This is a genomic window from Bacillus sp. D7-8 (genome assembly GCF_052055895.1).
GTDB classification, from domain to species: Bacteria; Bacillota; Bacilli; order Bacillales; family Bacillaceae; genus Bacillus; species Bacillus velezensis.
Genome location: NZ_CP179922.1, coordinates 2,965,649 through 2,984,727, shown reverse-complemented (window position 1 = coordinate 2,984,727; position 19,079 = coordinate 2,965,649). Strand labels below are relative to the sequence as shown.

Genomic DNA, 19,079 nt, shown 5'->3' with positions numbered 1-19,079 from the left:
TACCCTGCTACGGCATAATGTATTCCTTTCTGTGTTTTTGTGGTCTTTTGAACCTAAAATAAATTTATCAAATATCCTGATCTTTGTATATACATTTATCTTTCAGATCAAGCTTTTAAAAAAGGAGCTGGTCAGATGAAGAGAAAGGCGGCGGCCTGTATTGGAATATTTTGTTCTATTATTGCAGGAACATTCATAGCGGACGATTTCTGCAAAACGCGGCAGCAGACGGAGGCAGATAATTGGGAGCGTTTTTTTCTCGGTGCGGAATACGCAGAAGACAAGCTGAGTGCGGCTGAATCAATGCAAACACCGTTTCAGCCGCGTGAGTATATCAGAATCGTATATAGGTGAAAAGAGTTCCGGCACCAGGGTGCGGAACTCTTTTTTGTGGCAATCAGCGTTTTCCTTTAATGTAAGGGATGCCGTTGGCTTTAGGCGCATCCGCGCGGCCGATGAAGCCGGCAAGCGCGAGAATGGTCAGAATGTAAGGAGCCATCAGCATGTATACATTCGGAATGTCTTTGAACAGGGGCAAAAGCGAGCCGATAATGCTCAAACTCTGCGCAAATCCGAAGAACAGCGCAGCCCCGAGCGCGCCGATCGGATGCCATTTGCCGAAAACCAGCGCGGCAAGAGCGATAAAGCCTTGCCCGGAAATGGTGGAGTGCGTGAAATCAAGCGCGATCGTGGAAGCATATACACCGCCGCCGAGCCCGCCGAACAGCCCGCTGATCATGACGCCGATATAGCGCATGCCGAACACGTTGATTCCCATCGTATCGGCCGCCATCGGATGTTCCCCGACAGAACGGATGCGGAGGCCGAACGGCGTTTTGAATAAAATAAACCAGGAAACAAAGGCCAGTACGATGGCTAAAATCGACGTATAATATACGTCGGAAAAGAAAATCTTTCCTAAAACCGGAATATCGCTTAACCCGGGAATGTTCGTTTTGTAAAAGGGCTCCGGGATTTTATCAGTCTGGGCCTTTCCGTAGATCAGCTTGACGATAAACAGTGTCGCTCCTAACGCGAGCATATTGATCGCCACACCGGTTACCGTCTGATCGGCGCGGAAAGAAACCGCGGCGGCCGCGTGGATCAGTGAGAACAGTCCGCCGGCAATCATAGCCGCAGCCAAGGCGAGCCACGGAGCGGCGGCGCCAAGCTCGCGTCCGAAAAATAAGTTGAACATGACGCTTGTAAAGGCGCCGATAATCATCAGTCCTTCAAGACCGATGTTGACAACTCCCGATCTTTCAGAAAACACGCCGCCGAGAGCGGTTAAAATAAGCGGAGCCGCATATACGAGTGTTGCCGGGACAATAATGGATAAAATCTGCAGGAAGTCCACTTACTTCGCCCCCTTTTTCTTCAATTTATCAAGGATGAGACGGATGGCGTAGCTTGATGCCACAAACAAAATAATAATGGCGATGACGATGTCAACGACTTCAGAAGGCACCCCGGATTCAATCGGCATATTTAATGCCCCGACTTTAAGGCCGCCGAGAAGACATGCCGCCAGAACAACGCCGATTGCCGTGCTGCCGCCGAGAAGCGCAACTGCAATGCCGTCGAAGCCGACGCCGGTAAAGGCGCCCTTAACCGCCGCGTATTGAAAGGTTCCGAGTCCTTCCATCGCGCCGGCAAGCCCCGCGAAGGCGCCGGAAATCATCATGGCGTACATCATATTTTTTCTGACGCTCATTCCGGCGTATTGTGCGGCGTGCTGGTTAAAGCCGACAGCCCGGAATTCAAATCCGCTTTTTGTTTTATGAATGATAAACCACATGAGGACTGCCGCAAACAGAGCAATCAGAATGCCCCAGTGAAGGCGGGAGTAATCTGTCAGCTGTTCTAAAAACGGCGAGCGGAGCGACGCGCTTTCATGAATTTTGTCTGTTTTGTCCCGGTGGTCCGTCATGACATCGGAAATGAGATAATTGGTTAAATGAAGAGCGATATAATTCATCATGATCGTGACAATCACTTCGTGGACAAAAAAACGGGCTTTTAAAAATCCGGGAATCAGGCCCCAAATGCCGCCCGCAGCCGCAGCCGCCAATAACGAAAGCGGAAGGTGGATGTAAGCGGGGGCGTCAAAGGAAGCGCCGACCCACACCGCGGCGGTCCAGCCGACAAGGAGCTGTCCTTCAACCCCGATATTAAACAGGCCGGTCCGAAATGCGAATGCCACGGCCAATCCGGATAAAATATATGGCGTAATCTGCCGGATCGATTCCCCGATGTAATACACTTCACCGAAAATGCCGCTCCAAAGAGCCGAATACCCGCTTACGACATTGTAGCCGCTGGCGAGCATGATGACCGCACCCGCAGCTAATCCAAGGATGATCGCAATCAGCGGCACAGCCAGATGAGAAAGTCGATTAATCATGTGTTTTCCCCGCCTCCATTTGCTTACTTCCCGCCATTAAAAGTCCGAGCTCCTGCTCGTTTGTTTCAAGCGGATTGACGTTTGCGATGATGCTGCCTTCAAAGATGACGGCGATGCGATCGCTGAGATTCATTATTTCATCAAGTTCAAAAGATAACAGAAGCACCGCTTTACCGGCGTCACGCTGCTCAATGAGCTTTTTATGGACGAATTCAATCGCGCCGACATCGAGTCCCCGCGTCGGCTGGGCCGCAATTAAAAGATCCGGATTTCTGTCCACTTCCCGGCCGATAATGGCCTTTTGCTGATTCCCTCCGGAGAGAGCGCGCGCAGGCGTATATTCATCAGGTGTTCTGACATCGTATTCTTTAATCAGGTTTCGCGCTTTGTCATAAATCGTGTGTTTATTTAATATGCCGAAAGAAGAGTAGGGCTTTTGGTAATAACTTTGCAGCACGATATTTTCTCCGATCGGAAAATCAAGGACGAGCCCGTGTTTATGCCTGTCCTGCGGAATATGCCCGATGCCGGCTTCAGTGACTTTCCTGGGCGGCATGTTTTGCAGCTGTTTGCCGTTTAACGTGATCGTGCCGGCATTCGTTTTTCTGAGACCTGTAATGGCTTCAATTAATTCAGACTGGCCGTTTCCGTCAACGCCCGCAATGCCGACGATTTCACCGGCTCTGACTGAGAGGGAGAGCTGTTTGACCGCCTCAACGCCGCGCGCGTCTTTAACCGTTACATCAGAAAGTGAAAGCACTTCTTGTTTCGGATCGGCCGCTTGTTTATCCGTCTTGAATGACACTTCGCGTCCGACCATAAGGCTTGCCAGTTCATCTTGATCCGTATGTGCGACATCGAGTGTTGTAATGCCTTTTCCTTTCCGGATGATGGTGACACGGTCGCAGACTTCCATAATCTCTTTTAATTTGTGGGTGATGAGAATGATTGATTTTCCTTCATTTACAAGATTTTTCATAATCTGAATCAGTTCTTGAATTTCGTGCGGAGTCAGCACCGCGGTCGGCTCGTCAAAAATGAGAATGTCGGCGCCCCTGTAGAGGGTCTTTAATATTTCCGCCCGCTGCTGCATACCGACGGAAATATCGGCAACTTTGGCTTCAGGATCAATGTGCAGGCCGTAACGGTCGGAAATATCGCGCACGTCCCGGGCGGCGCGCTGTCTGTCAATTCGGCCGAAAGTTTTCGGCTCTTTTCCGAGAATGATATTTTCTGAGACGGTAAAGGTATCCACAAGCATAAAATGCTGGTGCACCATCCCGATGCCGAGATCGTTGGCTTTGTTCGGGCTGTTGATGTGAACGCGTTCGCCCCGCACCCGGATCTCGCCTTTTTCCGGCTGATACAGGCCGAATAAAACGTTCATGAGTGTCGATTTTCCGGCGCCGTTTTCACCGAGAAGGGCGTGTATTTCGCCTTTTTTCACTTGAAGCGTGACGTCATCATTGGCGACGATTCCGGGAAACTCCTTGCGTATATTAAGCATTTCAATGATATAATCCACCGATTTGACGCTCCTTTTCAGAGATACTTTGATGAGAAAGAGCTTGGCAAAAGAAAAGCTGCAAGAGATGCAGCTTTTCCTTCACCGCTCTTTTCATAAAAGAGAGGGGATCAGCACGGAAGTCTCCTTATCCCCTGGTTCTTACTCAGCCTTGAAGGATTTCAATTCTTTTTCAGTTGAAGGGATCTCGAGTCCGTCCGCGATTTTCTTCTTCCAATCGTCTGTTGCTTTGATGACGTCGTCAGAAAGGTTCTCCTTGTGTTCCGAGATGCCGACTGCATCTTGCGCCAAACCGTATGTTAATGTTTTGCCGCCCGGGAATTTGCCGTCACTCGCTTTTTTCGTTAAGTCCTCTACGGCTGTATCCACTTTTTTGACCATTGATGTGAGAGTGACATTGTCTTTTGTGCCTTTGACTTGACCTTCCGCGTACTGGTCTTTATCAACTCCGATGACCCATACGTTCCGCTTCGGATCTTCTTTTTTCAGATTTTTCGCTTCTGTGAAGACGCCCGTTCCCGTTGCGCCGGCCGCGTGATAAATGACGTCAACGCCTGATTTGTACATGCTTTCAGCCGTCGCCTTACCGACATCGGCTTTGTCAAATCCGCCCGCATATTTCACTTCGACGGTCGCTTTCGGATTTGCGGCTTGTACACCCGCGCGGAAGCCGATTTCGAATTTTTTGATCAATTCAGACTCCATTCCGCCCACGAATCCGACTTTTCCCGTTTTGCTCGATAGCGCAGCGGCCGCTCCCACGAGGAATGAACCTTCCTGCTCTTTAAATGTAAGGCTCGCCACGTTGTCTTTTTTGACAACGGCGTCAATGATCGCAAAATTGGTGTCTTTGCGCTGATCGGCGATTTCGCTGATGGAATCCTGCATCAGATACCCGACGCCGTAAATCAGGTCAAAGTGTTCCCGCGCTAATTTATTTAAGTTCGTTGTATAATCTGCATCTGATTTTGATTGAAGATAGTCAAAACCGCTTTTGCCTTTTGTAAGCCCGTTGTCTTTTCCGAATGCCTGAATACCTTCCCAGGCGGACTGGTTAAATGATTTGTCATCGACGCCGCCGATATCCGTTACCATGCCGACGGTAAAGTTTTTACTGCCGGAGCCGTTTGCTTTGTCACTTGAACCGCATGCGCTTAATATGGTTCCGGCCGCCGCGATGAGCGCCATCGCCATTCCGATTTTGCGTTTTTTCAAAGATATAACCCCCCTGTAAAATATGGCTGTGCCGTTCAATTCAGACTTGAGTCCCCGTACCGGATGCAGAATCGAAAAAACTTTCTGATAATAATGATGAGACGTCTCTCTTTTTCCCGCCTTGAGCGGCTGTCTCTTTCGGGTTCGGGACTTATGACTTATCTGAAAAGATCTGCTAACCAATCATAATTTATCATTTTACCCGCCATAAATAAATAGAAATTTGCTTATTTTTTAAAAAATATCAATTTTATGAATCGGCTTCCTCATCTGGATAAAACAGAGGAGGATCAGCCGGGTCATTATCCTTATATAGCATACAAAAAAGGAATCTCAAGCCTTTTGTCACGGGATATGACAGTAAAAAAGCACCGTTCACAGCGGAACGGCGCTTTTTGACATTATAAATATTGTTTGATGCTGCTGACATTGCCGGTGTTGATATGATATTGGAAGACGGGTCTGCCGATCGTGCCGTACGCCATCTCTACATTCAGCACTTGTATGTCTTCCAGAAATTTAAGGTATTTCCGGATGGAGACTTGCGAGATTTCAGTATGCTTGGCGAGATCTTCCGTGGTAAAAGAGCCGTCACCGAAAGACTCAATGCTCGCCCAGATGAGTTTAAGCGTGCTTTTTGTCAATCCCTTCGGAAGGTGAACCTTTTCCGCCGCTTCTTTCTTTTGAAAAAGCTCGGCATCCAATTCTTTCTGTGTCATGCTTCTGTGTGATTGATAAACTTTCTGCTTGCGTCTGTAGTCGGAAAGAGCGGTTTGAAAGCGGTCAAATTCAAATGGTTTGATTAAATAATCGACGGCGCCGTACCGAAGCGTTTTTTTGATGACGTCCAGCTCGCTTGCGGCCGAAATGACGATGACATCAACCGATTCATTTTGTTTGCGGATTTCCGTTAATAGCTCAAGCCCGTTTTTTCCCGGCATGTAAATGTCAAGAAGGATGAGATCGATATGATGCTCGCTCAGCACGTGCAGCGCGCTTTGAAAGGATGATGCGATCCCTTTCAGCTGAAATCCTTCAATCTGGCTGAGATAGCGTTTATTTAATTCACCCACCATGGGGTCGTCTTCAACTATGAGTACATTAATCATCATTTTCCTCCTTCGGTTCATACGGAATGCGAAGACTGAAAGTCGTTCCTTCATTCTTTTCACTTGTCACAATCATATGGCCTTTTAAATTTTCTGTTGCCTGCTGGGTGAAATAGAGGCCGAACCCCCGGTTTGTCCCTTTCGTGGAATAACCTTGTTCAAAAATACGGGCTTGGTCTGCCGCAGACATTCCGGCTCCCGTGTCCGTAATCTCTATATCAAGCTGGCGATCCTGAAACCGCATCGAGCACGTAATGTTTTTTTTCGGCATCTGCGCCACCGCGTCGAGCGCGTTGTTTAACAGGTTTCCGATAATCGTAATAAGCTCATGGATGACGGCCGGATCTGCCGCATTCGGGATCAGGCTGCCGAGCTGAATGTCCAGATCAGCGCCCTGTTCGCGTATGTAGCTTTGTTTTCCTAGAAGAAACCCTGCGAGAACCGGACTTTTGACATCACTTATAATCTCGCTTGTTTCCGTCTTCTGCTGAATGGCAATGTCTTTAATGTAAGTGCCGAGATCATCGTATTCTTTTAACTGGACAAGCCCTAAAATAACATGAAGCTTATTCATGAATTCATGAGACTGGGCTCTTAATGCGTTTGCATACATTTTAACACCGGACAGCTGTTCTGCTAAATGTTTGACCTCCGTTTTGTCCCTGAACGTGGCGATCGCTCCGACGGTTTGTCCTTTCAGATGAATCGGAACCTCATTAAAGACCAGCTCAAGCCCGTTAATGCGGATATCCCTGTCCTGAAGCGGTTTTTTCGTTTCAATCACTTGTTTCAGCCGGCTTTTCGGGAGAATATCGTTCACATCTTGATCGACCGGATTAGTCGGAATACCCATTTTAATAAAAAGCCGTTTCGCTTCCGCATTGGCGAGCTTGATTTTTCCCCGCGCGTCAACCGCCAGAATGCCTTCCTTCGTTGATTCGAGCATGGCGCTCCGCTCTTCGAGGAGGGTGGCGATCTCATAAGGCTCAAGACCGTACATAATGTTTTTGACGGTGCGGGCGACAATGACGGCTCCGATGACGCCGACAAAAATACTTACGCAGATGATGAAATAAAGCGGTCTCAAACTGTGGCTGACGACATCCTGTATTTTGTTAAGCGAAATTCCGACCGAAACGACGCCCACTTGTTTTTTATCTTTTCCATAGATCGGTACGAAGGCTCTCATGGATTTTCCGAGAGTTCCCGCTGATGTGCTCGTTTTGATATGCCCGTGCATCGCCGGCTGTTCATCTCCGCCGGTGAATTTCTTCCCGATTTTATTTGCGTCGGGGTGGGTGAGGCGGATGCTGTTCATATCCATCACCACGACAAATTCGGTTCCTGTCGTATGCTGGACGTCTAATGTATAATCCCGGAGCTCTTTCAGCCCTTTTCTTGTTTGCAATGCCCGCGCGACACTCGGTGTTTCCGCGACCAGCTTTGCGGTGCGCAGCGCGGTCGTCCGTTCTTCTTCTTTCACGCGGTCTGCTGTTTGGACGCTGATCGTGAAAAAGGTGATACAAAGTGCGATAAGGACGACAATACAGACGAAAATCGTTAATCGGGTTTGCAATTTTAATGTTTTTTTCATAACAGCCTTCCTTACGTTTATCATTCCCGCGTTCTACTTTACTCCGAAAAAGCCGGTTTGTGAAGATCAGGCCCTTATTTCGTAAAAGTGAGGAAAAATGGTATTTTTTATCTTGTCAATGTGTTTTAAGTCCTCCATAATAAGTGAGGTAGATTACAGAAAGGGACTTTTTATATGAAAAATACTTATTGGACGGGTTATTTTCCGCTCGTTGCGATTCTGCTTTTTAGTTCGTCATTATCCATTTCTACCTCGCTTTATGTCATGAAGATACTTCAGACGCTCGGCATGTATCAGGGGATGCTGGATTATTTCTCTGAGAAAGGGATCAGACTGGCGCTTTTTGCAGCGTTCGCCCTTGTGTATTTTATGCTCTTTTCGGCTTTGAAGCTGATTGCAAACACAGTGACAGAGCTGTCTCTTTTGTTTTTCACAAATGACCCTGAAGGGGACAATCTGAAAAAAATCAGATTAGGCTCTTTAATTTATGTAGGCGGAGGAATTCTTTCCTTTGCGCTCGTGCAGAATGGTTTTTGGATTGCGGCGTTATTTGCTGTTGTTACGCTCGTTTATTTGATTTTCATGGTGTACAGAATCTATTCGACACTCTCTATCGTTTCGCTGATCGGTTTTATATTGCTTGAGATTCTGTTTTGGTTTACTTTTGTTATCGGTATTTTGTACATCTTTATCAAGCTTTATAATAGCATAATGGCTAGCTTACCTGTGTAAGCTAGCCATTTTTGTTAAGACAGAAATCTGTTTTTGATCTCAGGGGAGGGGAGCATGCATGCTTCCCTTTTTCCGAACCATTTGTAACGGCGCCGGGCGATGAAAGAATAGGCTCTGTCCCTGAGGGGGCGGGGCACTGCGAAAAAAATCGCTGACAGCCGCCAGGCTCCGCGGAGATGACGGGAAACCTTTAACACGGCTGCGGATTTTTTGTATATCCGCCCGTTTTCGATAAAAATCATGCTGTCAAATTGTTCTGTCGGAAGTCCTTCTGATGCCAAAAGCTCCCGGGCGGTATCTGATTGCAATGAAGCAAATGAGATTTTGCCGGCCGGATCGCGTTTAATGATGAATTGAACGGCGCCGCTGCATAAGTTGCAGACGCCGTCAAACAAAAGCACGCGGTCCGGAAGCTGAGCTGGTTTCAAAGCGGATCCCCTCCGTTATCTTTAATAAGCTGCCTGCAGCGTGTTTTTCCAGATCGAAAGCTGAGGGCTTGCGTCATGAAGGTATTCGACGCTTGACGGTGTATCCTTGCCGACCCATACCCCCATCGTATAAGCGTCCGTCAGGCCGACAAACCACATATCGTGATAGTCATTTGACGTTCCTGATTTTCCGCCGACGTACGGAGCTTTAAAGTTCGCTTTCTTTCCTGTACCGCTCTTGACGACGGCTTTCATCATTTCTTTGATCTGCATGTTGGTCCGCACGCTGAATACCTGCGTCGGCTCATCTTTCCATTTTAATATCGTTTTTCCTTTTAAATCAGTCACTTTTGTAATCGCGTGACTCGGCGTATAAACGCCGTTGTTGCCGAACGTGGTGTACGCATTGGTCATTTCAAGCGGAGTCATGCCGTTTGTAAAACCGCCAAGCGCCGCAGGCAGACGGTAATCCGCGCTGACCAGCTTCGCGAAATGAAACGGTTCAAGGTAGCTGAACGCCTTATTGACGCCGACGCGGTCCATGATTCTGATGGCCGGTGTGTTGTACGAGTATTTAAACGCCGTTTCCAGCGTGACCGTACCGTACGTGCGGTTATTGTAGTTTTGCGGGCAGTAATCCGCACTGCAGAATTTGCTTGCGTCAATCTTGCTGTGTGGCGTTGCGCCGGTCTTTTCAATGTAAGGTCCGTAATCAAGCAGCGGCTTAATGGATGAACCGGGCTGTCTGTATGCCTGATAGGCACGGTTGAAATCATATTTATGGTAATCTTTCCCGCCTGAAAGCGCGATAATCTGATGTGTCTGATGATTAATCACGGCCGCTCCGCCCTGGACGCCTGCATACGGCAGATTTTGATTCACTTGGGCGACGACCTGGTTTTGCATATACGGATTCAGCGCCGTATAAATCTTCACGCCGTCTTTTAACAATGTGCTGACTCTGTCTGAAAGCTCACTCTGTATTTTTTGTTTCGCCTTTCCGGAAGCTTTTTCAAGACGTTTGTCATAGCCTTCGGATGATGAAACAAGCTGTGTGAATTCATCATTTACATAGGAAACATAGTCAGGATATTTATTTGTTTTTTCGTTTATATCAAGCTTGATCTTTTCCTTTTCGGCTTTTTTCAGCTGTTTCCCGGATATAACACCTGCTTTTTTTAATCCGTTAAGCAATCTGACTTGTCGTTTTTTCGTATAATCAAAATGCTTGAGAGGATCATATAATGTAGGGTTATTAGGGATGGCGCAGATAAAGGCCATTTCTCCCAAAGTGAGAGATTTCAGCGGCTTGCTGAAATAAAATTGTGCCGCCGAACCGACACCGTATACGCCGTTATTAAAATAAATCGTATTTAAGTAGCCTTCTAAAATCTCATCTTTGCTGTATTTTTTCTCAAGCTGATAGGAATAGGCCAGCTCCGTCAGTTTTCGGCTGAAGGTGCGTTCATGGCTTAAATACACATTCCTTGCCAGCTGCTGGGTGATGGTGCTGGCGCCCTGATCAATTTTATGATCTTTGAAATTGGAGGCGGCCGCCCTGACCATCCCCATAAAGTCAAACCCTTTATGCTCATAAAAATGACGGTCTTCAGAGGTTAAAAACAGTTGTTTTACCTCATTCGGTATTTTATTAAAGGGCACGATCACGCGGTTCTCATGATCGCTGACAATCTCAGAAACAAGGCTTCCGTCCCTGTCATACATGTAACTGTTTTGAACCAGGTTGATCGCTTTTAAATCAATATGTTTATCGAGCACCTGATCAAAAGGCTTGATTTGTTTTACCTCTTTGCCGGAAGCAATAACTGTAAATGCACACAACGGGATAATGCCGAGCAGCAAAATCCATCCGATTATTTTACGTACCATGGTCACTCTCTTTTCTCCTGATTTCTAGCCATATCGTATCATTCTTTTAAGAATACGAGAAGGTTAAATTTAGAAGAAATCGTGATCGCTGCCGGTCAGCCCGCATTTGACGCTGTATCCTTTTGCAGATGTCCCGCCATCCATAAAAGCCCCGCGCCTATTAAAAAGAGAAAGGCGGTGACGTAGAAAGCAGCCGAAATGGAAAAACCGCTTGAGACCGCACCTCCGAGCAGAGGGCCGAGCACATTTCCGAGAAAACGAAAGCTGACGTTATAGCCGAGCACCTCTCCCTGGATGCTGCCCGGCGCCCTGACGCGGATTGCGGCCGTAATGCAGGGGAGCGTGCCGCCCATGACCATGCCGAACAGAAATCTGAAGACTAACAGAATGGAGAGGGAGGAGGCGAGCGCCTGCGGAATGAAAAACACCGCTGAGGCAATCAAAAGCACGATTAAGATCCGGCTGTGGCCGAAGCGGTCGCCGAAGTCCCCCCATTTCCGGGCAAGCAGTAAGCTTCCGAGTCCGGTCGCTGAAAACGCCATTCCGGAGAAAAAGGCTAAATTAACAGGTCCGTGCAGCTCATTGACATATAAAGCGAGCAGCGGCTGGATGCTGAAATTGCCGGTCTGCACGATCATAGTAAGCACCATCATCGCCCAAAGCGCGGGCTGGTGAAAAATATAAGAGAGCACCTGTTTTCTGGAATAGGTTTTCCGCTTGTTTTGTTTCTCGCCGAGCGGCTGCTCATTGACCTGAAATAAAACGAGAAGCACGGATGCGAAAATGACAAAAGACGTAATAAAAAATGTGTACGTAAACCCGAAGCTGTCAGCGAGCAGCCCGCCCAGCATCGGTCCGAATAAAGTGCCTGACACCTGACCCATCTGCAGCGTGCCGAGCGTCTTCCCGGCAGTCTCTTTCGGCGTCTGCGCCGAAATCATGGCAAGCGATGTCGGAACAAAGCCTGTTACTAGACCCATAAGCAGCCGCAGGACAAACAGCTGATAAACGGATGTCACAAACCCCATCAATAAAATGCTGACGGCAATGCCGGTTCCTGTAATCAAGAGAATTTTTTTGTAGCCGCGCTTATCGCCGAATCTGCCCCAAAACGGGGAAATCACAAACGCCATTAAAAACGTGACGCCGAACACATACCCGCTCCATCTCTGCACATACCCGCCCGAATGGGGGCTGATCGTTTCGATATATAACGAAAGAAACGGAACAATCATGGTCATGCTGGCGGAAATAAAGAAATTTGTAATCCAAATGACGACGAAGTTCTTCTTACGGACAGAAATAACATCACCTTCTTTACTTTTCGTGTATCTAATCATTAGTATATAGGAATGAATCCGGTATTTGTATTTTCGATGCGGATATAGGAAAATTCATTATTTTTAGAAAATGAAGAAAGTTTCAGAGGGGAAACTGATATACTATCATAAAATATCATTTTTGATCGGAGGAAAGGCAGGTGTAAAAAAAGTGGATCAGCGCAGTCTGCTCATTATTGATTTTGAATTTACGATGCCTGACGGAAAATACAGCCCGCAAAATTTCTTTCCCGAGATTATTGAAGCGGGGATTGTCAAGACGGTGAATGATGAAGTGACTGAAACGTTTTCGAGTTATATCAAACCGAAAAAATTTCCGAAGCTGACGAAACGATGCAAAACCTTTCTGAATATCACCCAAAAAGACGTGGACGGCGGAATCACGTTTAATGAATTCATCCGCAAATTAAATGAGCTTGATCCTGATAAAAACTGTACGATCGTCACCTGGGGCAATATGGATATGAAAGTGTTAAAGCAAAATTGCATGTTTAACCACATCCCTTTTCCGTTCAAAGGAGAACTTCGGGATCTGTCCCTTGAATACAAAAACTTCTTCGGCGACAGAACATTGACCGGCCTTTGGAAAGCGGCAGAAGAGTATGGCGATAAAGGGACGGGCACGCATCATAAAGCGCTGGATGATGCGCGGACGACATACAAATTATTCAAGCTTGTCGAGCGGGATAAACAATATCTTGAAAAACCGAAACCTCCGACGATCGGTGATCGCGTCGATCTGACTGAACTGTTTCGCCGGGCCACATAAAAAAACCCAATCATGCCGACTGGGTCAAGTTCTTTTAAAATAGTCACGCTCTAACGCGGCCAAGTTGTCGAGCGAACGTTCCGCCCATTCTGAGCCGTCCGCTGTAAGCTGATCTTTCAGCCGGGCAGACGCCGCTTGTAAGGAAGCCGTATAATCAGGCACCTCGCCACCAAACGGTTTGACCATCTGATGCGGTATGTTTGTCTGTTCCCCGAATGCAAGCGCTCTTCTTTCATGAAAAAACGGAACATCCGCCTGCTTCGGATGATGAAGATCTCCTTGAGCGGGATGCGTCAGAACGGCTTTAATTTTCACTAAATAGTGATTGGGCCTGACGTCTGTCACTTCCCCTATGTATGCTCCTGTTTTATAAAACCCTTTTACGATTGTGCCGATTTCAAACGTATTCATAGCGTTCACCTCTCTCTAGTTATTCTATAAAAGATCAACGCGGTTGGCTAGTGAACAGCTGCCGGAAGCCTGACTGAGGCCGTTGTGCCCGAGTGCTCGCCGCTGGTGAAACAGACGGAGCCTTCATGATGCTGAATAATCGAGAATGTCACGGTAAGCCCGAGCCCGGTGCCGTTCGTTTTCAGCGTATAATACGGTTTGCCGAGTTTCTGCAGTTCTTCATCGGACATGCCGATTCCGTTATCCGTAATCTGAATGAGAATCATCTCTTCCTGTTTTTGGACGGAGACCTCGATTCGGCCGTTTTCAGAGGGCACGGCTTCAATACTGTTTTTAATCAGATTAATGAAGGCCTGTTTCAGTTTTTTTACATCGCCGAACACATATAAATCAGGCTCGCTTCGAACCGTAACGGTCACCGATTTAAAATTGGCATAAGACTCCATTAAGGAACCTGTTTCCTTTACGAGCAGAGAAATATCAAACTTTTCTTTTTCATAGTCATCCTGCTTCGCCATATCGAGATAATTCGTAATGATCGTCTGAGCCCGGTCGAGTTCGGACAGCACAAGTTTCTGATATCCGGAGTGGGATTTGTCCTGAAGCTGCTCGCCGCTGAACAGCAGCTGCACAAAACCTCTGACGACCGTAAGCGGATTGCGGACTTCATGGGCGACGCTTGCCGCAAGCTCGCTGACGACGGCCATTTTTTCTGAGTGAATCAGCCTTGCCCGCATGGACGCATTCTCATCAATGATCTCAATCAAATAAATGCACAGCAAAAGGGCGCTGACTTGAAAAAAAACAGATACTGCCGCCTCATAATAAACGGAAGATAGAGTTTGAAAATTGAAAATATTGGTCGCGGAATAGATGAAGACAGATGCGGTTAATAAGGCGGTTTCAGTGCAGCCGATGAGAAGAGCGAAAAGCAGTTTCTTCCGCTTTGAAAAAAAAGGCCATTTCGTTTGGAGCTGGATAGGGATGATGATTAAAAAAGGAATTAAGGATAAGAAAAAAAGAGCGGAAGGTTCAAACCATATGAGCTGAAAAAAAACGGATGCCGCCCCTGCGGCAAGTCCTGCGGCGGTACCGGAATAAAGCAGGCAGACGATAATGGGAATCAGCTGCAAACCGTAACGGACGGAATGAAGCTCCTGGATGGGAAAAGCCGTACATAATAAGGAAGATGACGCTGCAAATACGGCGACCAGCAGGCGGTTCGCTCTCGGCACAAGCAAATCGGGCTTGCTGAGCCAGAAGACTTGATAAAGAAAAATAGGGAATAAAATAAAAGAGAAGTGAAGCAGGTAATCCTTTACAATCTCCATTTATGCGAAATCCTTTCCTATGTAAATATGAATCTATTATAACATCTTTACCGGAAAAAAAAGTATATATTTCTCTAAAGCGAACGCCCTTATCTCATCTGATAAAGGCGTTCTTTCCGCTGCTAAGCGAGCGCTGCTTTCATTCTCTTAAGCCCTTCTTTTACGGCGGCGGCTGAACAGCCGACATTAAGTCTCATAAATCCTTCGCCGCCCGGTCCGTATTTTGTTCCCGGCTCTAATATGATTTTCCCTTTTTTGAGCATTCTTTCTTTGAGCTCGGCATCCGAAAATCCGTATTCGCTGAAATCCATCCAGATCAAATAGGAAGCGTCAGGCTTCATCATGCGGACTTTCGGCAATTCTTTTCTTAAAAAGTCCTCAGCCAATTTCATATTCCCTTCAATGTAAGGAATCAGCGCGTCAAGCCAAGGGCCTCCCTTTGTATAGGCCGCTTCGATTGCTGCAACCGCAAATGTGTTGAGGCTGGAAATTCCGTTCTGATGCAATGCGGCGGAGAATTTCGCCCGCTTATACCGATCGGGAATGATAATGGCGGATGCCTGAATGCCGGCAATATTAAACGTCTTGCTCGGCGCGACACAAGTAACGGAAATCCGCGCAAACTCCTCAGACAGAGAAGCGAAAGGCGTATGCGGCTTTCCGTACAGCATCAAGTCGGAATGTATCTCGTCAGAAACGACGGTGACGTTATGGGCGGCGCACAGCGATCCGAGCTTCATAAGCTCATCCCGGCTCCACGCTCTGCCGGACGGATTGTGGGGATTACAAAGAATCATCAGCTTGACCTCAGAATCGTTCAGCTTTTTCTCAAGATCCTCAAAATCCATACAGTAGACGCCGTTTTCTTCCCGTAACGGGTTATGTAAAACCTGCCGTTTGTTTTCCTTGATCATCTGATAAAAAGGCGTATACACCGGTGATTGAATCAACACCGGATCGCCCGGTTCGGTAAAGGCTTGTACGGCCATGCTGATTGCCGTGACAACACCGGGACTGAACGCGATGCTTGCGGGATCGGGCCGGTAGCCGTGCCGCGTCTCAAGCCATGAAGCGACGGCTTCTCTTGTGTTTTCGTCAGGAGACGTGTAACCGAATATGCCGTGGTCAAGGCGGGCTTTTAAGGCGTCAGTGACCGCTTCGGGAGCGCGGAAATCCATATCGGCAACCCACATCGGAAGCGCATCCGATACGCCGAATAACGCTTCCGCCTTGTCCCATTTCACCGATTGTGTGCCAAGACGGTTTTCTCGAAGATCAAAGTTCATGTATGTCACTCCTGTAGTATCATTATTTTGCACAGCGTATCTATGATAAAATAGAATTGCAAACTTTATTATAAGCGGTGATGAAAATGGAAGAAAGCCAAGCGGTCATGGAAATGATGAAAATCATTGCCAAGTGGGACCCGTTTAAATATGGAGAAGATTTTTATGAGACAGAAGCCGTCGACATCGTTCAGGCCGTCTACAGTGAAGACCGCGCCGACAAGCTGGCAGCAGCCATTCAGGATATCTTTGAAGCTTCATTTGAGCAAAAGCTTCCGATCGAAGGATGCCAAAAGGCCGCTGAGCAGCTTCTGTTTATAAAAGAAAGCAGCTCCTGCACCCCTTAAAAACCGGCGGTTCCGCCGGTTTTTTTATTGAATAAATTCAAAAATCCGCTCCGAAACAAACTCCGGGCGCTCTTCGGGTACGAGGTGCCCCGTATCCTTGAGTGAATACAGAATGGAATCCGGCAGGTCGTCATGAAGCCGTTTTCCGACTGAGACCGGAACGACCCGGTCTTCTTCTCCCCAGATTAAAAGAGCGGGGTTTTGCACTTTCTTCAAATCCTCGGGCTCTAAATCGCCCTCCCTATGTCTGATAAACCTTGTCATCGCTTTGAAAATCCGGCGGTCTGTAAATGGTTTTTCGTAACCGTCAATCATTTCCTGATCGATAAGCGTCCGGTCGTGAACGACATTTAACAGGTTGTTCAGCACGCCGTCTTTTGAAAGCCAATACTTAAGATACAGGTCAAAACAAGGGAGATGCGTCCCGAATATAATCGACGGGTGCGAGCGCTTTAAATACCCCGAGCTGCACAGCAGGACGATTTTAGAAAAAAGCTCGGGTCTGAGAAGAGACGCGGATAAGGAAATCTGGCCGCCCATTGAATGGCCGATGAGTGCGGCCCGGCTGATACCGAGCTTTTCCAGAAGTCCGATCAGAAGCTTGGCGAGGTTTGCGTAAGTATATACGAAAGTCCGTGACTTTTCCGATTGCCCGAAAGGAGGCAGGTCAACGGCGATAATATCATAATGGTTTCTGAGCAGCGGGATCAGTTTTCTGAAGCTGAATGCCGAAGATAAAAAACCGTGTACGCAGACGAGTGTCTGTCTGCCGGGATTTTCATAATGCTCGTAATACAGCTCAACTCCGTCTATCGCGGCCCGTTTAATCGGTGAAACAGCTTCCATGAGAGCCTTCGCCGTCCTTTCTTTGTTGTAATGTAAAGGCTTTTTTGATTGTCAGATTTTAGCTCTAGTTTCTTTCGGGTTTTTCTTAGCATTTGTCGAAAATCGTGATATAATGTCATGAAGATTTTTGATAATGCAAAGGTGTGAAACGTATGAAGCTGACCGAAAAAGAAACAGAAATATTAGAAATTTTAGACGAAAACAGCCGCGTTGATGCGGAAACGATTGCGAAAATGGCAAACATTCCCGCTGAAGAAGTCAAAAGCATCATTGAAAAGCTTGAAAAGGAAAAAGTCATCATTGATTATGCGGCGATGATCGACTGGCGCAAAGTCGACGGTTTGGAAGGCGTCACGGCGATGATTGACGTAAAAGTCACTCCGAAACGAAATGTCGGCTTTGATGAAGTCGCTGAGCGGATATACAGATTCCAGGAAGTTGAATCAGTGTACCTGATGTCAGGGGTGTATGACTTATCCGTCGTTATTCGCGGCAACACGATGTCAGACGTGGCAAGCTTCGTGTCTGAAAAATTGTCCACCCTTGAGTCTGTCGTTTCCACGACAACGCACTTCATCCTGAAAAAATATAAGCATGACGGCAAAGTCTTTGAAAGCGGAGACGATGACAAAAGAATCGTGGTGTCTCCGTAAATGGAAACGAAGACTTCTTATTTATCTGACTACGTGCAGCAGATTAAACCGTCAGGCATCCGCAAATTCTTTGATCTGGCCGCTACGATGGAAGGCGTCATTTCACTGGGAGTGGGAGAGCCTGACTTTGTGACGGCTTGGAACGTGAGGGAAGCGAGTATTCTTTCTTTAGAACAGGGTTATACGGCTTATACCGCAAATGCGGGTCTTTATGAACTGAGAGAAGAAATCAGCAGTTATTTAGATCAGCGGTTCGGCCTGAGTTATTCGCCTGACAGTGAACTGATCGTTACTGTAGGGGCAAGCCAGGCGCTTGATCTCGCTGTCCGCGCCATTATGAATCCTGGAGAGGAAATGTTAATTCCCGAACCGTGTTTTGTCGCATATGAATCACTCGTGACCCTGACGGGGGCGAAGCCGGTGCCGATTCAGACTGTCGCTGCAAAAGGTTTCAAAGCATCCCCAGCCGATTTTGAAGCGGCCCTGACGGACAAAACAAAAGCGCTGCTTCTATGCTCGCCGTCAAATCCGACAGGTTCCGTCTATTCGAAAGAAGAGCTTGAATCCATCGCTGCTTTCGCTGAAAAACACGACTTGATCGTGCTTGCCGATGAAATTTATGCCGAGCTGACGTATGATGAGCCATTCACGAGCATGGGGGCCATCCGCGGCATGAAGGAACGCACGGTTCTCATTTCCGGCTTCTCCAAAGCATTTGCCATGACGGGATGGAGACTCGGATTTACGGCGGCGCCTCCCGTGATCAGGGATGCCATGCTCAAAATTCATCAGCACGCGATGATGTGCGCGCCTTCCATGGCTCAGTACGCGGCGCTTGAAGGGCTGAAAAACGGCCAGGAAGACGTCGAAAGAATGAAGAAAAGCTATCGGAGACGCCGAAACCTGATTGTGGAGACATTGAACGAAATCGGACTCGGCTGCCACCACCCCGGCGGAGCATTTTACGCCTTTCCTTCCATTCAGTCGACCGGCATGAGTTCAGAAGAATTCGCGGAACAGCTGCTCATTGAAGAAAAAGTAGCCGTCGTTCCGGGGAATGTATTCGGCCCGAGCGGCGAAGGCTACATCAGATGTTCCTATGCGACATCCATTGAGCAGATTCAGGAAGCGCTCGTCAGAATTAAACGGTTTGTTGAAAAAGGGGCATAAAAAAAGATACGAACCCGGTTCGCATCCAA

Annotated in this window: 19 protein-coding genes; 6 read left to right on the top strand and 13 right to left on the bottom strand. The window is 47.5% G+C overall.

The window, feature by feature from the left end:
• Positions 1–135 precede the first annotated feature (135 nt).
• Complete coding sequence (locus ACKTRM_RS14635; RefSeq protein ID WP_007408668.1) at positions 136–354, top strand: hypothetical protein; 219 nt, start codon at positions 136–138, stop codon at positions 352–354.
• A gap of 43 nt (positions 355–397) precedes the next feature.
• Here ACKTRM_RS14635 and nupQ read toward each other — a convergent pair whose 3' ends face one another.
• The 6 genes from nupQ to malK all read right to left on the bottom strand — a co-directional run bounded on the left by nupQ (position 398) and on the right by malK (position 7,847).
• Positions 398–1,357: a guanosine ABC transporter permease NupQ gene (nupQ, locus tag ACKTRM_RS14630; RefSeq protein WP_003152071.1), complete on the bottom strand. Its 960-nt coding sequence runs from the start codon at positions 1,355–1,357 to the stop codon at positions 398–400.
• Positions 1,358–2,404 carry an ABC transporter permease gene (locus ACKTRM_RS14625; RefSeq protein WP_012118308.1) on the bottom strand — a complete coding sequence of 349 codons (1,047 nt, stop codon included), beginning with the start codon at positions 2,402–2,404 and terminating at the stop codon, positions 1,358–1,360.
• Positions 2,397–3,929, bottom strand: coding sequence for an ABC transporter ATP-binding protein (locus tag ACKTRM_RS14620; protein ID WP_012118307.1), 1,533 nt, complete (start codon positions 3,927–3,929; stop codon positions 2,397–2,399). Before ACKTRM_RS14620 ends, ACKTRM_RS14625 begins: the two co-directional genes overlap by 8 nt.
• 141 nt (positions 3,930–4,070) lie before the next feature.
• Positions 4,071–5,144, bottom strand: a complete 1,074-nt coding sequence (locus ACKTRM_RS14615; RefSeq protein WP_012118306.1) for a BMP family lipoprotein — start codon at positions 5,142–5,144, stop codon at positions 4,071–4,073.
• Between the two features lie 401 nt (positions 5,145–5,545).
• Positions 5,546–6,253: a response regulator gene (locus ACKTRM_RS14610; protein ID WP_003152077.1), complete on the bottom strand. Its 708-nt coding sequence runs from the start codon at positions 6,251–6,253 to the stop codon at positions 5,546–5,548.
• Positions 6,246–7,847 (bottom strand): malate sensor histidine kinase MalK, encoded by a 1,602-nt coding sequence (gene malK / locus ACKTRM_RS14605; RefSeq protein ID WP_012118305.1) that lies wholly within the window; start codon positions 7,845–7,847, stop codon positions 6,246–6,248. Before malK ends, ACKTRM_RS14610 begins: the two co-directional genes overlap by 8 nt.
• Positions 7,848–8,021: 174 nt before the next feature.
• Between malK and ACKTRM_RS14600 the strand changes: the two genes are divergently transcribed.
• Positions 8,022–8,579: a YufK family protein gene (locus ACKTRM_RS14600; RefSeq protein ID WP_007408662.1), complete on the top strand. Its 558-nt coding sequence runs from the start codon at positions 8,022–8,024 to the stop codon at positions 8,577–8,579.
• Between the two features lie 14 nt (positions 8,580–8,593).
• On the opposite strand, the gene ACKTRM_RS14595 is transcribed toward ACKTRM_RS14600, so the two are convergent.
• The 3 genes from ACKTRM_RS14595 to ACKTRM_RS14585 form a co-directional block, all read right to left on the bottom strand.
• Positions 8,594–9,007 carry a thiol-disulfide oxidoreductase DCC family protein gene (locus ACKTRM_RS14595; protein WP_003152080.1) on the bottom strand — a complete coding sequence of 138 codons (414 nt, stop codon included), beginning with the start codon at positions 9,005–9,007 and terminating at the stop codon, positions 8,594–8,596.
• Between the two features lie 21 nt (positions 9,008–9,028).
• A complete protein-coding gene (locus ACKTRM_RS14590) occupies positions 9,029–10,903 on the bottom strand; it encodes a transglycosylase domain-containing protein (protein WP_012118304.1) in 1,875 nt (624 codons plus the stop codon).
• A gap of 89 nt (positions 10,904–10,992) precedes the next feature.
• Positions 10,993–12,237, bottom strand: a complete 1,245-nt coding sequence (locus ACKTRM_RS14585) for a multidrug efflux MFS transporter (protein ID WP_007408659.1) — start codon at positions 12,235–12,237, stop codon at positions 10,993–10,995.
• Between the two features lie 151 nt (positions 12,238–12,388).
• On the opposite strand from ACKTRM_RS14585, the gene kapD reads away from it, so the two are divergent.
• Positions 12,389–13,006: a 3'-5' exonuclease KapD gene (kapD, locus tag ACKTRM_RS14580; protein ID WP_003152084.1), complete on the top strand. Its 618-nt coding sequence runs from the start codon at positions 12,389–12,391 to the stop codon at positions 13,004–13,006.
• A 24-nt stretch (positions 13,007–13,030) separates the two neighbouring features.
• Here kapD and ACKTRM_RS14575 read toward each other — a convergent pair whose 3' ends face one another.
• The 3 genes from ACKTRM_RS14575 to ACKTRM_RS14565 form a co-directional block, all read right to left on the bottom strand.
• Positions 13,031–13,417: a kinase-associated lipoprotein B gene (locus tag ACKTRM_RS14575; protein WP_012118302.1), complete on the bottom strand. Its 387-nt coding sequence runs from the start codon at positions 13,415–13,417 to the stop codon at positions 13,031–13,033.
• 47 nt (positions 13,418–13,464) lie between these two features.
• Positions 13,465–14,748 carry a sensor histidine kinase gene (locus tag ACKTRM_RS14570; protein ID WP_012118301.1) on the bottom strand — a complete coding sequence of 428 codons (1,284 nt, stop codon included), beginning with the start codon at positions 14,746–14,748 and terminating at the stop codon, positions 13,465–13,467.
• A 122-nt stretch (positions 14,749–14,870) separates the two neighbouring features.
• Positions 14,871–16,034: a MalY/PatB family protein gene (locus ACKTRM_RS14565; protein ID WP_012118300.1), complete on the bottom strand. Its 1,164-nt coding sequence runs from the start codon at positions 16,032–16,034 to the stop codon at positions 14,871–14,873.
• An 86-nt stretch (positions 16,035–16,120) separates the two neighbouring features.
• Between ACKTRM_RS14565 and ACKTRM_RS14560 the strand changes: the two genes are divergently transcribed.
• A complete protein-coding gene (locus tag ACKTRM_RS14560; protein WP_003152094.1) occupies positions 16,121–16,381 on the top strand; it encodes a DUF1871 family protein in 261 nt (86 codons plus the stop codon).
• 24 nt (positions 16,382–16,405) lie between these two features.
• Here the strand turns inward: ACKTRM_RS14560 and ACKTRM_RS14555 are convergent, their stop codons facing one another.
• On the bottom strand, positions 16,406–17,227 hold the full coding sequence (locus ACKTRM_RS14555) for an alpha/beta fold hydrolase (protein WP_012118298.1): 822 nt from the start codon (positions 17,225–17,227) through the stop codon (positions 16,406–16,408).
• Between the two features lie 152 nt (positions 17,228–17,379).
• Between ACKTRM_RS14555 and ACKTRM_RS14550 the strand changes: the two genes are divergently transcribed.
• Both ACKTRM_RS14550 and ACKTRM_RS14545 read left to right on the top strand, forming a co-directional pair.
• Positions 17,380–17,880 carry an Lrp/AsnC family transcriptional regulator gene (locus tag ACKTRM_RS14550; RefSeq protein WP_003152098.1) on the top strand — a complete coding sequence of 167 codons (501 nt, stop codon included), beginning with the start codon at positions 17,380–17,382 and terminating at the stop codon, positions 17,878–17,880.
• A complete protein-coding gene (locus tag ACKTRM_RS14545; protein WP_023357106.1) occupies positions 17,881–19,050 on the top strand; it encodes an aminotransferase in 1,170 nt (389 codons plus the stop codon).
• Positions 19,051–19,079: the final 29 nt, after the last annotated feature.

What these genes read in the sequence shown, in the direction of transcription:
- ACKTRM_RS14635 (WP_007408668.1), top strand. Translation starts at nt 136, where the DNA reads ATGAAGAGAAAGGCGGCGGCCTGTATTGGAATATTTTGTTCTATTATT.
- ACKTRM_RS14625 (WP_012118308.1), bottom strand. Translation starts at nt 2,404, where the DNA reads ATGATTAATCGACTTTCTCATCTGGCTGTGCCGCTGATTGCGATCATC.
- ACKTRM_RS14610 (WP_003152077.1), bottom strand. Translation starts at nt 6,253, where the DNA reads ATGATTAATGTACTCATAGTTGAAGACGACCCCATGGTGGGTGAATTA.
- malK (WP_012118305.1), bottom strand. Translation starts at nt 7,847, where the DNA reads ATGAAAAAAACATTAAAATTGCAAACCCGATTAACGATTTTCGTCTGT.
- ACKTRM_RS14600 (WP_007408662.1), top strand. Translation starts at nt 8,022, where the DNA reads ATGAAAAATACTTATTGGACGGGTTATTTTCCGCTCGTTGCGATTCTG.
- ACKTRM_RS14585 (WP_007408659.1), bottom strand. Translation starts at nt 12,237, where the DNA reads ATGATTAGATACACGAAAAGTAAAGAAGGTGATGTTATTTCTGTCCGT.
- ACKTRM_RS14575 (WP_012118302.1), bottom strand. Translation starts at nt 13,417, where the DNA reads ATGAATACGTTTGAAATCGGCACAATCGTAAAAGGGTTTTATAAAACA.
- ACKTRM_RS14570 (WP_012118301.1), bottom strand. Translation starts at nt 14,748, where the DNA reads ATGGAGATTGTAAAGGATTACCTGCTTCACTTCTCTTTTATTTTATTC.
- ACKTRM_RS14565 (WP_012118300.1), bottom strand. Translation starts at nt 16,034, where the DNA reads ATGAACTTTGATCTTCGAGAAAACCGTCTTGGCACACAATCGGTGAAA.
- ACKTRM_RS14560 (WP_003152094.1), top strand. Translation starts at nt 16,121, where the DNA reads ATGGAAGAAAGCCAAGCGGTCATGGAAATGATGAAAATCATTGCCAAG.
- ACKTRM_RS14555 (WP_012118298.1), bottom strand. Translation starts at nt 17,227, where the DNA reads ATGGAAGCTGTTTCACCGATTAAACGGGCCGCGATAGACGGAGTTGAG.
- ACKTRM_RS14550 (WP_003152098.1), top strand. Translation starts at nt 17,380, where the DNA reads ATGAAGCTGACCGAAAAAGAAACAGAAATATTAGAAATTTTAGACGAA.
- ACKTRM_RS14545 (WP_023357106.1), top strand. Translation starts at nt 17,881, where the DNA reads ATGGAAACGAAGACTTCTTATTTATCTGACTACGTGCAGCAGATTAAA.